Origin of the sequence: Agromyces hippuratus, from assembly GCF_013410355.1 — a bacterium.
Taxonomy (GTDB): domain Bacteria; phylum Actinomycetota; class Actinomycetes; order Actinomycetales; family Microbacteriaceae; genus Agromyces; species Agromyces hippuratus.
Genome location: NZ_JACCFI010000001.1, coordinates 884,163 through 897,924 on the forward strand (window position 1 = coordinate 884,163; position 13,762 = coordinate 897,924).

The 13,762-nt window shown below is 67.9% G+C and carries 10 protein-coding genes; all 10 read right to left on the reverse strand.

Annotated features, from left to right (window positions below; genetic code table 11):
- Nucleotides 1-11: 11 nt before the first annotated feature.
- On the reverse strand, nucleotides 12-800 hold the full coding sequence (gene tpiA / locus BJY17_RS04300) for a triose-phosphate isomerase (RefSeq protein ID WP_179550278.1): 789 nt from the start codon (nucleotides 798-800) through the stop codon (nucleotides 12-14).
- Nucleotides 791-2,005 (reverse strand): phosphoglycerate kinase, encoded by a 1,215-nt coding sequence (locus BJY17_RS04305; protein ID WP_179550279.1) that lies wholly within the window; start codon nucleotides 2,003-2,005, stop codon nucleotides 791-793. The genes tpiA and BJY17_RS04305 overlap by 10 nt, the downstream gene beginning before the upstream one ends.
- An 11-nt stretch (nucleotides 2,006-2,016) precedes the next feature.
- Entirely contained in the window at nucleotides 2,017-3,021 is a 1,005-nt protein-coding gene (gene gap / locus BJY17_RS04310) for a type I glyceraldehyde-3-phosphate dehydrogenase (protein ID WP_179550280.1), read from the reverse strand.
- Between the two features lie 96 nt (nucleotides 3,022-3,117).
- Entirely contained in the window at nucleotides 3,118-3,744 is a 627-nt protein-coding gene (locus BJY17_RS04315; RefSeq protein ID WP_179550281.1) for a superoxide dismutase, read from the reverse strand.
- Nucleotides 3,745-3,937: 193 nt separating this feature from the next.
- Nucleotides 3,938-4,918 carry a DNA-binding protein WhiA gene (whiA, locus tag BJY17_RS04320; protein WP_074258960.1) on the reverse strand — a complete coding sequence of 327 codons (981 nt, stop codon included), beginning with the start codon at nucleotides 4,916-4,918 and terminating at the stop codon, nucleotides 3,938-3,940.
- 37 nt (nucleotides 4,919-4,955) lie between these two features.
- Nucleotides 4,956-5,831 (reverse strand): RNase adapter RapZ, encoded by an 876-nt coding sequence (gene rapZ, locus BJY17_RS04325; protein WP_179550282.1) that lies wholly within the window; start codon nucleotides 5,829-5,831, stop codon nucleotides 4,956-4,958.
- A 37-nt stretch (nucleotides 5,832-5,868) separates the two neighbouring features.
- Complete coding sequence (gene uvrC / locus BJY17_RS04330) at nucleotides 5,869-7,878, reverse strand: excinuclease ABC subunit UvrC (RefSeq protein ID WP_179550283.1); 2,010 nt, start codon at nucleotides 7,876-7,878, stop codon at nucleotides 5,869-5,871.
- Between the two features lie 4 nt (nucleotides 7,879-7,882).
- Entirely contained in the window at nucleotides 7,883-10,774 is a 2,892-nt protein-coding gene (gene uvrA, locus BJY17_RS04335) for an excinuclease ABC subunit UvrA (RefSeq protein ID WP_179550284.1), read from the reverse strand.
- A gap of 94 nt (nucleotides 10,775-10,868) precedes the next feature.
- On the reverse strand, nucleotides 10,869-12,935 hold the full coding sequence (gene uvrB / locus BJY17_RS04340; RefSeq protein WP_074258957.1) for an excinuclease ABC subunit UvrB: 2,067 nt from the start codon (nucleotides 12,933-12,935) through the stop codon (nucleotides 10,869-10,871).
- Between the two features lie 69 nt (nucleotides 12,936-13,004).
- Complete coding sequence (gene coaE, locus BJY17_RS04345) at nucleotides 13,005-13,619, reverse strand: dephospho-CoA kinase (RefSeq protein ID WP_179550285.1); 615 nt, start codon at nucleotides 13,617-13,619, stop codon at nucleotides 13,005-13,007.
- Between the last annotated feature and the right edge of the window lie 143 nt (nucleotides 13,620-13,762).

Below are 13,762 nucleotides of genomic sequence, written 5' to 3' on the forward strand. Positions count from 1 at the left end.
GGTACGAAAGATCAGGCTCCGACGTGCTTCTTGAACCGCACGATGCTCGCGAACTCGGGGATGTCGAGGCTCGCGCCGCCGACGAGGGCCCCGTCGACGTTCGGTTCGCGAAGGAACGAGGCGATGTTCGCCGCCTTCACCGAACCGCCGTACAGCACGCGGGTCGACTGGGCGACCTCTTCACCGACGAGCTCGACGAGGAGCGCGCGCAGCGCCGCAGCGACCTGCTCGGCCTGGGCGGGCGTCGCCGCCTGCCCCGAGCCGATCGCCCAGACGGGCTCGTAGGCGACGACGAGGCCCTTCGAGCCGTCGACGCCCTCGAGCGCAGCACGCAGCTGCGCGACCGGCACCGCGCTCGGTCCGTGGGCCTCGAGGTCTTCTGCGGTCTCGCCGACGCAGACGACCGGCACGAGGCCGTGACGGTGCGCTGCCTTGACCTTCGCGTTGACCTCGGCGTCGGACTCCGCGTGCAGCGTGCGCCGCTCGGAGTGACCGATGATCACGTAACGGCAGTCGAGCTGCTTGAGGAATGCGCCGGAGATCTCGCCGGTGTAGGCACCGGAGTCGTGCGCCGAGACATCCTGCGCGCCGTACCCGATGGGCAGCGAGTCGGCCGCCACGAGCGTCTGCACCGAACGCAGGTCGGTGAACGGCGGGAAGACAGCGACCTCCGCGTCGGCGAAGTCGTGCTTCGCGTCGGCGAGGGCCCATGCGAGCTTCTGCACGAACGCGATCGCCTGCAGGTGATCGAGGTTCATCTTCCAGTTGCCTGCGATGAACGGGGTGCGCTTCACTGCCATCCGAGGACCTCCAGTCCGGGAAGTTTCTTACCTTCGAGGAACTCGAGGCTCGCGCCTCCGCCGGTCGAGATGTGACCGAACTGAGCGTCTTCGAAGCCGAGTTGACGAACAGCGGCGGCTGAATCGCCGCCGCCCACGACACTGAGGCCGTCGACCTGGGTCAACGCCGCCGCGACCACACGGGTGCCCGCCGCGAACGGCGCGAGCTCGAACACGCCCATCGGGCCGTTCCAGAACACCGTCTTGGAGCCGCGGATGCGGTTCGCGAATTCGGAGGCGGTGTCGGGCCCGATGTCGAGCCCCAGACCGGATGCCCCGAACGGCGTCTGCTCGATCGCGTCGGCGGGTGCGACGACGTGCTCGGCCTCAGCAGAGAACGAGGCGGCCACGACCACATCGGTCGGCAGCACGATGTCGACACCGCGCTCGGCGGCCTCGGCGAGGTAGCCCTTCACTGTCTCGATCTGGTCGGCTTCGAGCAGGCTCGATCCGACCTTGTGCCCCTGAGCGGCGAGGAAGGTGAACAGCATGCCGCCGCCGATGAGCAACGCGTCGACACGCGGCAGCAGGTGCGCGATGACGCCGAGCTTGTCGGAGACCTTCGAACCGCCGAGCACGACCGTGTATGGGCGCTCGGGGTTCTCGGTGAGCCGGTCGAGCACGTCGAGCTCCGCGGCGATGAGCAGGCCGGCTGCGCTCGGACGGAGCTGCTCGAGCTCGTAGACGCTCGCCTGCTTGCGGTGCACGACGCCGAAGCCGTCGGAGACGACCGCGTCGGCGAACTCGGCGAGCTCTCCGGCGAACGCGGTGCGCTCGGCCTCGTTCTTCGAGGTCTCCCCTGCGTTGAAGCGCAGGTTCTCGAGCACGAGCACCTCGCCGTCGGCGAGAGCCGCGACCTTCGCCGCGGCATCCGTGCCGACCGTGTCGGTCGCGAAGGCGACCGGCGCGTCGAGCAGTTCACCGAGGCGCGTCGCGACGGGCGCGAGGCTGTATTGAGGGTCGGGTGCGCCATCGGGGCGACCGAGGTGGGAGACCACGATCACGCGGGCGCCCTGGGCGACGAGGGCCGCCAGGGTGGGGACCGATGCCCGCACGCGGCCGTCGTCCGTGATGACCCCGTCCCGGAGGGGGACGTTCAGGTCACAACGGACGACGACGCGCTTGCCGGCGAGCGGACCGAGGGAATCGATCGTTCGCAGGGTCACAGGAGCTCGATTCAGAGACGTTCGGCGACGTACTCGGTGAGGTCGACGAGGCGGTTGGAGTAGCCCCACTCGTTGTCGTACCAGCTCGAGAGCTTGACCTGGTCGCCCAGGACGCGGAGCAGACCGGCGTCGAAGATCGACGAGTGCGGGTCGGAGACGATGTCGCTCGAGACGATCTCGTCTTCGGTGTACTTGAGGATGCCCTTCATGGGGCCTTCTGCAGCGGCCTTGTAGGCGGCCTTGACCTCGTCGACGGTCACGGGGCGCGACGAGGTGACCGTGAGGTCGGTGATCGAGCCGGTGGGCACCGGAACTCGCAGCGCGAAGCCGTCGAGCTTGCCGATGAGCTCGGGGAGCACGAGGCCGATGGCCTTGGCCGCGCCGGTCGACGTCGGGACGATGTTGATCGCAGCCGCACGGGCACGGCGGAGGTCCTTGTGCGGGCCGTCCTGCAGGTTCTGGTCGGCGGTGTAGGCGTGCACCGTGGTCATGAGACCGCGCTCGATGCCGAAGGCGTCGTTGAAGACCTTCGCGAGGGGGGCCAGGCAGTTGGTCGTGCACGACGCGTTCGAGATGATGTTGTGCTTCTCGGGGTCGTACTCGTGCTCGTTGACGCCCATGACGAACGTCGCGTCTTCATCGGTCGCGGGAGCCGAGATGAGGACCTTCTTCGCACCGGCCTCGATGTGCTTGCGGGCGTCGGCTGCCTTGGTGAAGAAGCCGGTCGACTCGATGACGATGTCGACGCCGAGCTCGCCCCAGGGCAGGTTGGCGGGGTCGCGCTCCGAGAAGGCCTTGATGGGCTTGCCGTCGACGATGATGTTGTTCTCGTCGTAGTCGACCGTCGCGTCCAGGCGACCCGTGATGGAGTCGTACTTCAGGAGGTGTGCGAGCGTCTTGTTGTCGGTGAGGTCGTTCACGGCGACGATCTCGAGGTCGGCGCCCTGCGCGAGGGCGGCACGGAGGTAATTGCGGCCGATACGGCCGAAGCCGTTGATGCCGATCTTTACAGACACAGATGTCTCCTGTTTGACGATGGCGCGAACGCGCACTTTCACGGGTGAACTGGTCGGACGACGGTGTCCCCGGACAGGTCCGGGGACACCATCCGTTTACGACAGTAGCAGCAGCCCTGAGGTCTTCTCACCAGCTGCGGTGAACCGCTTCTGGACGTTCTCCCAGTTCGCGATGCCCCAGAACGCCGTGACGTAATCGGCCCGAACGTTCTGGTAGTCGAGGTAGTACGCGTGCTCCCAGACGTCGAGCATCAGCAGCGGCACGATGCCGGCGGGCAGGTTGCCCTGCTGGTCGAAGAACTGCACGATGATCAGGCGTTCTCCGAGCGAATCCCACGCGAGCACCGCCCAGCCCGAACCCTGGACGCCAAGCGCCGTCGCGGTGAAGTGCGCCTGGAACTTGTCGAACGAGCCGAACTGGTCGTCGATCGCCGCGGCGAGGTCGCCGGTCGGCTTGTCGCCGCCTTCGGGCGAGAGGTTCGTCCAGAAGATCGAGTGGTTGACGTGGCCGCCGAGGTTGAAGGCGAGGTCCTTCTCGAGCTTGTTGACGTTCGCGAGGTTGCCCGAATCGCGGGCCTCCGCGAGCTGGGCGAGCGCGGTGTTCGCACCCGTCACGTACGCCTGGTGATGCTTCGAGTGGTGCAGCTCCATGATCGTGCCGCTGATCGCCGGCTCGAGCGCCGAGTAGTCGTAGGGCAGGTCGGGGAGGGTGTAGTCGGCCATTGCTTCTCCTTGTCAGGTGCGCCGGATCCCCCGGGCGTCTCCCCGGGATTCCGCGGCTGCCCCTCGAGTCTATGCCCGTCGCCGCTTCGGCACCCATGGTGCCGAAGAGGCTTGACACCGTGCGCCGGATGCCCCGGAGATCTGTCTGGCCGAACGTGCACGCTCCGGGCGGTACGGTCGCCGGGGCATCCGCTCAGACTTCGTCGAGATCTGCGGGAAGGCTCGCCTCGGTGCCGGGCACGCCGAGGTCGGCGGCCTTCTTGTCGGCCATCGCGAGGAGGCGACGGATGCGACCGGCGACCGCGTCCTTCGTCATGGGCGGGTCGGCGTAGTGGCCGAGTTCGTCGAGACTCGCCTCGCGGTGGGCGAGGCGGAGCTCGCCGGCGTACTTCAGGTGGTCGGGGATGCCTTCGCCGAGGAGCTCCATGGCGCGCTCGACACGAGCGCATGCGGCGACGGCGGCCTGCGCCGAACGACGGAGGTTCGCGTCGTCGAAGTTCACGAGGCGGTTCGCCGTGGCGCGCACCTCGCGGCGCTGCCGCAGTTCCTCCCAGTTGCGTACGGTCTCGGTGGCACCCATGACCGCGAGCATGGCGCTGATCGCCTCGCCGTCGCGGATCACGACGCGGTGGACGCCTCGCACCTCACGGGCCTTCGCCGAGATGCCGAGGCGGCCGGCGGCTCCCACGAGGGCCATGGCGGTCTCGTTGCCCGGGCACGTCACCTCGAGGGCGGCCGAGCGACCGGGGTCGGTCAGGCTGCCCTTCGCGAGGAACGCCCCGCGCCAGATCGCCGCGACCTCGTCGCGCGACCCCGTGGTGAGCTTGTTCGGCAGGCCGCGCACCGGGCGGCGGCGGGCATCGAGCAACCCGGTCTGACGCGCGAGCGTCTCCCCGCCCTCGAGCACGCGCACGAGGTACTGGTTGGAACGACGCATCCCGGTCGGTGAGATCACCGAGACGTCGGGCCGCACGCCGTAGATCTCGCCCAGATCGCGCGTCACGCGGCGCGCGAGCGTCGGCGAATCCAGCTCGGCCTCGATCGCGATGCGGTTCGAGATGATGTGCAGGCCGCCGGCGAACCGCAGGATCGATGCCAGCTCGGCGACCCTGACCCCGGTCTTCGACACCTCGACGCGCGCCAGTTCTTCTTTCACGTCAGCGGTCAGTGCCACTTGTCGTCCCATCTCTCATCTGTTGCAGGGCCGGCGATCACTCGCGGCCGAGGTCCCGATCTTTCACGCTCACGGCGACGCCGGGCAGCGCGGCGATGCGCTTCGCCAGCTCGCGCACCAGGGCGACCGAGCGGTGCTTGCCGCCGGTGCATCCGATCGCGATCGTCGCGTGCCGCTTGTTCTCGCGCTGGTAGCCGGCGAGCACCGGCTCGAGTGCCTTCACGTACGCCTCGACGAACTCCATCGCACCGGGCTGACTCAGCACGTACTCGGACACGACGGCGTCGTCGCCCGTGAGGTGGCGGAGCTCGGGGATCCAGAACGGGTTGGGCAGGAAGCGCGCATCGGCCACGAGGTCTGCGTCGGAGGGGACGCCGTACTTGAACCCGAAGCTCTGCATCGTGATGCGGAGCCCCGCGTGGCCGGCCTCGGCGAAGGTCTCGGTGATGAGCGTGGCCAGCTGGTGGATGTTCAGGTCGGAGGTGTCGACGACGATGTCGCTGGCCTCGCGCAGCTCCGCGAGGCGGGCGCGCTCCGCGCCGATGCCGTCGAGCAGCGTGCCGTTGCCCTGCAGCGGGTGCGGTCGGCGCACCGACTCGAAGCGGCGCACGAGCACGGAATCGGTCGCGTCGAGGAAGACGACGCGCACGTTCACGCCGGTGCGCAGGGCCTGGATGATCTCGCGGAGCTCGGAGAAGAAGTCGCGGCCGCGGATGTCGACGATCGCCGCGATGCGCGGCAACGACGTGCCGGCCCGCTCGACGAGCTCGACCAGGGGGCGCAGCATCTGCGGCGGAAGGTTGTCGACGACGTACCAGCCGAGGTCTTCGAGCGCGTTGCCCACCGTCGAGCGCCCTGCGCCGGACATGCCGGTGACGATCAGCATCTCCTGCTGCTCGGAATCTGCGGTCATCGTGTCGAGGCCCCCTTCCGCGTGTCGACACCCAAGCCTATCTGGGTGCGGGGGCGCCATCGGCGTGCAGGGTGCGGTGCACGGTCGCCGCGAGAGCGGGACCGATTCCCTTCACCTCGGAGATGTCGGTCTCGGATGCCGCGCGCAACCGCTTCACCGAGCCGAAGTGCCGCAGCAACTCCTTCACGCGCGACGGTCCGAGGCCGGGGATCTCGGAGAGCACGCTGCCCATGTCGCGCTTGCGACGCTGACGCTGGTGGGTGATCGCGAAACGGTGCGCCTCGTCGCGCACCCGCTGGAAGAGGAAGAGCGCGTCGCTGTTGCGCGGCAGGATCACGGGATAGTCGCCATCGGGCGTCCAGATCTCCTCGAGCCGCTTCGCGATGCCGCAGAGGTAGATGCCCTCGACGCCCGACTCCTCGAGGGCGCGCGCCGCGGCGGCCACCTGCGGCTGCCCGCCGTCGACGATCAGCAGGTTCGGCCGGTAGGCGAACTTCTTGCGGCGCTCGGATGCCGCAGCATCCGTTTCGCCCTCTGGTACGTCTGCTCCGTCGGCGGTGCTCGAGGTCGCCGCGTCTTCGCCCGCTGCCGTCGCGGGGACGGTCGCCGTCGCGGTCGTGGGTTCGATCGGCGAGCCGATCGAGTCGGGGGCCTTCAGGTATGCGAGCCGACGGGTGAGTACCTGGTGGAGCGAGTCGGTGTCGTCGGTCGAGTGCGGAATCGTGAACCGTCGGTACTCGTCTTTGCGCGGCAGCCCGTCTTCGAAGACCACCATGGAGGCGACGATGTTGGTGCCGCTGAGGTGCGAGACGTCGTAGCACTCGATGCGGAGCGGCGCGTCGGCCATGCCGAGCGCCTCTTGGATGTCTTCGAGCGCGCGCGACCGGGTCGTGAAGTCGGCGCTGCGCCGTGTCTTGTAGAGCATGAGCGTCTGCTTGGCGTTCTGCGTCGCCGTACCGAGCAGCGCAGCCTTGTCACCGCGCTGCGCGGCCCGCAGCCGCACCTTGCGCCCGGCGATCGTGCCGAGCCAGGTCTCGAGCGCTTCGGCGTCGTCGGGCAGCTCGGGAACGACGACCTCCGCCGGAGGCACCTCGCCATCGCCGTAGGCGTTCTGCACGACCGAGTCGACGAGTTCGCCGAGCGGCACGTCGAGCTCCTTGTCGACGGTCCACGAGCGCACACCGCGGATGCGGCCGCCGCGCACGATGAAGAGCTGCACCGCAGCGGCCAGCTCGTCGTGGTCGATGCCGAAGACGTCGATGTCGACCTTCTCGCCGAGCACCACGGCGCTCTTCTCGAAGAAGGACGTGGCCGCCTGCAGGCGATCACGGAATCGCGCCGCCGACTCGTAGTCCTGCACCGCAGCGGCCGAGCGCATGCGCTGCGTGAGCTCGCCGATGATGCGGCGGTCTTGATTCTGCATGAACGAGACGAAGCGGTCGACGTTCTCGCGATGCTCCTCGATCGTCACGACCCCCGAGCACGGCCCGAAGCAGCGACCGATCTGGCCGGCGAAGCACGGCTTGCCGCTGGCCATCGCCCGTCGGTAGTCGGAGTCCTTGCACGTGCGGATCGGGAACAGCTTGAGCAGGATCTCGAGCGTCTCGTTGACGGCCCACACCTTCGGGTACGGACCGAAGTACTTGGCCCCTCGGATGTTGCGGTTGCGGGTGACGACGGCGCGCGGTGACTCTTCGGCCAGCGTCACCGCGAGGTACGGATACGACTTGTCGTCTTTGAACTGCACGTTGAAGGGCGGATCGAACTCGTTGATCCAGGTGAACTCCAGCTGCAGCGCCTCGACCTCGTTCGCGACGACCGTCCACTCCACCGAAGCGGCCGTCGTGACCATCCGTCGCGTGCGCTCGTGCAGGGTTCGCAACGGTGCGAAGTAGTTCGAGAGACGCGCCCGGAGGTTCTTCGCCTTGCCCACGTAGAGCACCCGGCGATCGGCGTCACGGAACCGGTAGACGCCGGGCGCCGTCGGGATCTCACCCTTCTTCGGGCGGTACGGCACGCCCTCGGTGCCGGGCAGCACAGTGCTCATCGCCTCAGCTGGCGACCGCGGCACGCACCGACGCCGCGTCGAGGATCTCGCGCAGGAAGTACCCGGTGTGGCTCTCGGACACCGACGCCACCTGCTCGGGCGTACCGGTCGCCACGATCTGGCCGCCGCCGGAGCCGCCCTCGGGCCCGAGGTCGATGATCCAGTCGGCCGACTTGATCACGTCGAGGCTGTGCTCGATGACGATGACCGTATTGCCCTTGTCGACGAGCTTGCCGAGCACCTTCAGGAGCTTCTGCACGTCTTCGAAGTGCAGGCCGGTGGTCGGCTCGTCGAGCACGTAGACGCTGCGCCCGTTGGAGCGCCGCTGCAGTTCGGTGGCGAGCTTGACGCGCTGCGCCTCCCCGCCCGAGAGCGTCGTGGCGCTCTGGCCGAGCTGCACGTAGCCGAGTCCGACGTCGACGAGGGTCTTGAGATAGCGGTGGATCGCCGAGATCGGTTCGAAGAACTCGGCCGCCTCGCTGATCGGCATCTCGAGCACCTCGGCGATGTTCTTGCCCTTGTAGTGCACCTGCAGGGTCTCGCGGTTGTAGCGCTGGCCGCCGCAGACCTCGCACGCGACGTAGACGTCGGGCAGGAAGTTCATCTCGATCTTGATCGTGCCGTCGCCCGAGCACGCCTCGCAGCGCCCGCCCTTGACGTTGAAGCTGAATCGACCCGGCAGGTAGCCTCGCGCCTTCGCCTCGGTCGTCTCGGAGAAGAGCGTGCGGATGCGGTCGAAGACACCGGTGTAGGTGGCGGGGTTCGAGCGCGGCGTGCGCCCGATCGGCGCCTGGTCGACGTGCACGACCTTGTCGAGCTGGTCGAGCCCGGTGACCCGGCGGTGCTTGCCGGGCACCTTGCGCGCACCGTTCAGGCGGTTCGCCAGCACCCGGTAGAGGATGTCGTTGACGAGCGAGGACTTGCCCGAACCGCTCACACCGGTCACGGCCGTGAGCACGCCGAGCGGGAATTCGACGTCGACACCGCGCAGGTTGTTGGCCTCTGCGCCCTGCACGGCGATCTTGCGCTCGGCATCGATCGCCCGGCGCTGTTCGGGGATCGGGATCTCCTTGCGACCCGAGAGGTAGTCGCCCGTCAGCGATCGCGTGTTCTTGACGAGGTCGGCGTAGCTGCCCGAGTGCACGACGGTGCCGCCGTTGACGCCGGCACCGGGGCCGATGTCGACGATCCAGTCCGCGGTGCGGATGGTGTCTTCGTCGTGCTCGACGACGATCAGCGTGTTGCCGAGGTCGCGAAGCGCGATGAGCGTGTCGATGAGGCGACGGTTGTCGCGCTGGTGCAGCCCGATGCTCGGCTCGTCGAGCACGTAGAGCACGCCGGTGAGGCCCGAGCCGATCTGGGTCGCCAGCCTGATGCGCTGTGCTTCACCGCCGGAGAGCGTGGCCGCGGCGCGAGACAGGTCGAGGTAGCTGAGCCCGACGCGGATCAGGAAGTCGAGTCGGAGCTTGATCTCGCGCAGCACCTGGGCGGCGATCGTCTGCTCGCGGTCGGTGAGTGCGAGACGGTCCATGAACGAGCGAGCGTCGGTGAGGCTCAGCAGCCCCACGTCGGCGATGCTGTGGTCGTGGATGAGCACCGAGAGCACCTCGGGCTTCAGCCGCTTGCCATCGCACACCGGGCACGGCACCTCGCGGAGGTACTCGGACCAACGTGCCCGCTGCACGTCGGTCTCTGCCTGCAGGTACTGGCGCTCGATGTAGGGCACGACGCCCTCGAAGCCCGAGGTGTAGCTCATCTCACGGCCGTAGCGGTTGCGCCACTTCACCTTGACCTCGAAGTTGTCGCCGCGCAGCACCGCTTGGCGGGCGCCCTCGTCGAGCTCCTCCCAGGGTGTGTCGAGCGAGAAGTCGAGATCACGGGCGAGACCGCCGAGCAGCTTCTCGTAGTAGTTGTAGAGGCTCTTGCCCTGCGAGGTCCACGGCAGGATGACGCCCTCGGCGATGCTGAGGCTCTGATCGCCGAGCAGCAGCGCGTCGTCGACCGACATACGGGTGCCGAGACCCGAGCACTCGGGGCAGGCGCCGAAGGGAGCATTGAACGAGAAGGTGCGCGGTTCGATCTCGGTGAGCTGGATGGGGTGCTGGTTGGGGCACGACAGCTTCTCGGAGAACGTCGCCCATGCTTCGGGGCCGGTCTCGTCGACGTAGTTGACCTGCACGAGCCCGTCGGTCAGCCGCAGCGCGGTCTCGAGCGAGTCGGTGAGGCGCCCGAGCAACTCGGGCCCGGCGACGAGCCGGTCGATGACGACGGAGATGTCGTGCTTGATCTGCTTCTTGAGCTTCGGCGGGTCATCGAGCCGGATGACATCGCCGTCGACGACCGCTCGCGAGTAGCCCTGCGCAGCGAGGTCGCGGAAGAGGTCGACGAACTCGCCCTTCTTCTTCGAGACCACCGGGCTGACCACCTGGTAGCGGGTGCCCTCAGGCAGCTCCATGAGCTGATCGGCGATCTGCTGCACGGTCTGGCGCTGGATGCGCTCACCGCACACCGGGCAGTGCGGCACGCCGATGCGCGCCCAGAGCAGGCGCATGTAGTCGTAGATCTCGGTGATCGTGCCGACGGTCGAGCGCGGGTTGCGGTTGGTCGACTTCTGGTCGATCGAGACCGCGGGGCTGAGCCCTTCGATGAAGTCGACATCGGGTCGGTCGACCTGCCCGAGGAACTGGCGGGCGTACGCCGACAGCGACTCGACGTAGCGCCGCTGACCCTCGGCGAAGATCGTGTCGAACGCGAGCGACGACTTGCCGGACCCCGAGAGGCCCGTGAAGACCACCATCGCATCGCGAGGAATCTCGACGTCGACGTTCTGCAGGTTGTGCACGCGAGCACCGCGGACACTCAGGTGCGAATGGGCATCGAGACGTGAAACTGGCACCCTACGAGTCTAAGGAGACCCACCGACACGGATGCCTCGAGCGCGCGTGCTCTGAGCGAACATACGTTCGAATCGGGGCGACCCTCGTCGATGTTCAGCCGAGGTGGCCGGCCTTCTCCATCTGTCGGAGTTCGCGCTTGAGGTCGGAGACCTCGTCGCGCAGACGCGCTGCGAGCTCGAACTTCAGCTCCCCCGCTGCGACGAGCATCTGGTCGTTGAGGTCGCGGATGATGTCTTCGAGGTCGTTGGCGCCGGCCGCCGCGATGCCCTCGCGTCGGAGGTTCGGCACCGAGGTCTTCTTCTTCGCGTCGCGACCGGCGAGGAGCGCAGCCGTGTCGGCTTCTTCTCGGGCGAGCACGTCGGTGATGTCGGCGATGCGCTTGCGCAACGGCTGCGGGTCGATGCCGTTGACCCGGTTGTACTCGAGCTGCATGTCGCGACGCCGCGTCGTCTCGTCGATCGCCGACTTCATCGAGTCGGTGAGCACGTCGGCGTACATGTGCACCTCGCCCGAGACGTTCCGCGCGGCACGACCGATGGTCTGGATGAGCGACGTCGACGAACGGAGGAAGCCCTCTTTGTCGGCGTCGAGGATCGCCACGAGCGAGACCTCGGGCAGGTCGAGGCCCTCGCGGAGGAGGTTGATGCCCACGAGCACGTCGTACACGCCGGCCCGGAGTTCGGTGAGCAACTCGACGCGGCGCAGGGTGTCGACATCGGAGTGGAGATACCGAACCCGCACGCCCGCCTCGGTGAGGAAGTCGGTGAGTTCTTCGGCCATCTTCTTCGTGAGGGTCGTGACGAGCACGCGCTCGTCGCGACCGGCGCGGGTGCGGATCTCTTCGAGCAGGTCGTCGATCTGCCCCTTCGAGGGCTTCACCACGATCTGCGGGTCGACGAGCCCGGTGGGGCGGATGATCTGCTGCACCACGCCGTCGGCGATGCCCATCTCGTAGCGCCCGGGCGTCGCGGAGAGGTACACGGTCTGACCGACGCGCGCCTTGAACTCGTCCCATTTCAATGGCCGGTTGTCGAGCGCGCTCGGCAGGCGGAACCCGTGCTCGACGAGGGTGCGCTTGCGCGAGGAGTCGCCCTCGTACATCGCACCGATCTGCGGCACCGTGACGTGGGACTCGTCGATGACGACCAGGAAGTCGTCGGCGAAGTAGTCGAGGAGGCAATGCGGCGCCTCACCGGCCTGACGGCCGTCGATGTGCCTCGAGTAGTTCTCGATGCCCGAGCAGAACCCGATCTGCTCCATCATCTCGAGGTCGAACGTGGTGCGCATGCGCAGCCGCTGCGCCTCGAGCAGCTTGCCCTCGCGCTCGAGCTCGGCCAGCCGCTCTTCGAGCTCGATGCGGATGGTGCCGATCGCGCGCTGCATGACCTCGGTGCTCGCCACGTAGTGCGAGCCGGGGAAGACCGGCACGGAGTCGAGCTTCGCGACGACTTGGCCGGTCAGCGGATGCAGACTGTAGAGCGCCTCGATCTCGTCGCCGAACATCTCGATGCGGATGGCGAGCTCTTCGTAGATCGGGATGATCTCGATCGTGTCGCCGCGCACGCGGAAGTTGCCGCGCGAGAAGTCGACGTCGTTGCGCTGGTACTGCATCGAGACGAACTTGCGGATCAGCCAGTCGCGATCGACCTGCTGGCCCACCTGGAGCGGCATCATGGCGCCGAGGTACTCTTCGGGCGTGCCGAGGCCGTAGATGCACGAGACCGACGACACGACCACGACGTCGCGGCGACTCAGTAGGGAGTTCGTCGTCGAGTGGCGCAGGCGCTCGACCTCGGCGTTGATCGAGCTGTCTTTCTCGATGAAGGTGTCGGTCTGCGGAACGTACGCCTCGGGCTGGTAGTAGTCGTAGTACGAGACGAAGTACTCGACGGCATTGTTCGGGAGCAGTTCGCGGAACTCGTTGGCGAGCTGCGCCGCGAGCGTCTTGTTGTGCGCGAGCACGAGCGTCGGCCGCTGCACCTGCTCGATGAGCCAAGCCGTCGTCGCGGACTTGCCGGTGCCGGTCGCGCCGAGCAGCACGACGTCGGTCTCACCGGCATTGATGCGTGCCGCGAGCTCGGCGATCGCCGCCGGCTGATCGCCGCTCGGCGTGTACTCGCTGATGACCTCGAACGGCCGAACTGAACGTGTGGCCTGCATGCTCTCCAGTCTAGGAGCGCCCGCCGACACTCCCCCTGTGAGCGGGCTGTCAGCCCGAGGAGGCGATGATCAGGCGCGGGCGCGACGCTCTTCGACGATGCGGTGCCAGAGTTCGTCGGTCTGGCTCATCGTGTGGGCCAGCGAGCCATCCGTGTCGATCACGACGTCGGCGATCGCGAGGCGAGCCGTGTTGTCGACCTGAGCGTCGACGCGAGCCTCGGCCTGGCCCCGTTCGAGTCCGCGGTTCTCGACGAGACGCTCGACCTGGGCGCGTCGGGGGGCGTTGGTCACGACGATCAGGTCGAACGGGTGATCGACGGATGCCTCGACGAGCAGCGGCACGTCGTAGACCACGACGGCATCGGGGTCCTCCTGCTCGGCCTTCGCGATCAGGCGGCCCGAGAGCTCTCGCACCGCAGGATGCACGATCGCGTTCAGCTTCGCGAGCTGCTCGGCATCGCCGAAGACGTGCGCGGCGAGCTTCGCCCGGTCGAGCGTGCCGTCGCGGTGCAGTACGTCGGCGCCGAACTCCTCGACGATCGCAGCCAGAGCCGGCGTTCCCGGCTCCACCACGCGCCGGGCGAGCTGGTCGGCGTCGATGTGCACGGCACCGTGTTCGTAGAGTCGACGCGCGACCGTGGACTTGCCTGAGGCGATGCCGCCCGTGAGACCGATCAGATACACGCTCCCCACTCTAATCGTGCGACCCACGACGCGACGCCTCAGGAGGCGAAGCTGCTCGAACTGTCGACCTCCCCCTGGAACGCCGGAAAGGCCGGCCCCCGAGGGGACCGGCCTTCCGTATCGCGGACCGCGACGTGTCGCGG

Coding starts and splice junctions, on each gene's coding strand:
- uvrC (WP_179550283.1), bottom strand. CDS start 7,878: ATGAGCACTGTGCTGCCCGGCACCGAGGGCGTGCCGTACCGCCCGAAG.
- rapZ (WP_179550282.1), bottom strand. CDS start 5,831: ATGACCGCAGATTCCGAGCAGCAGGAGATGCTGATCGTCACCGGCATG.
- uvrB (WP_074258957.1), bottom strand. CDS start 12,935: ATGCAGGCCACACGTTCAGTTCGGCCGTTCGAGGTCATCAGCGAGTAC.
- BJY17_RS04315 (WP_179550281.1), bottom strand. CDS start 3,744: ATGGCCGACTACACCCTCCCCGACCTGCCCTACGACTACTCGGCGCTC.
- tpiA (WP_179550278.1), bottom strand. CDS start 800: ATGGCAGTGAAGCGCACCCCGTTCATCGCAGGCAACTGGAAGATGAAC.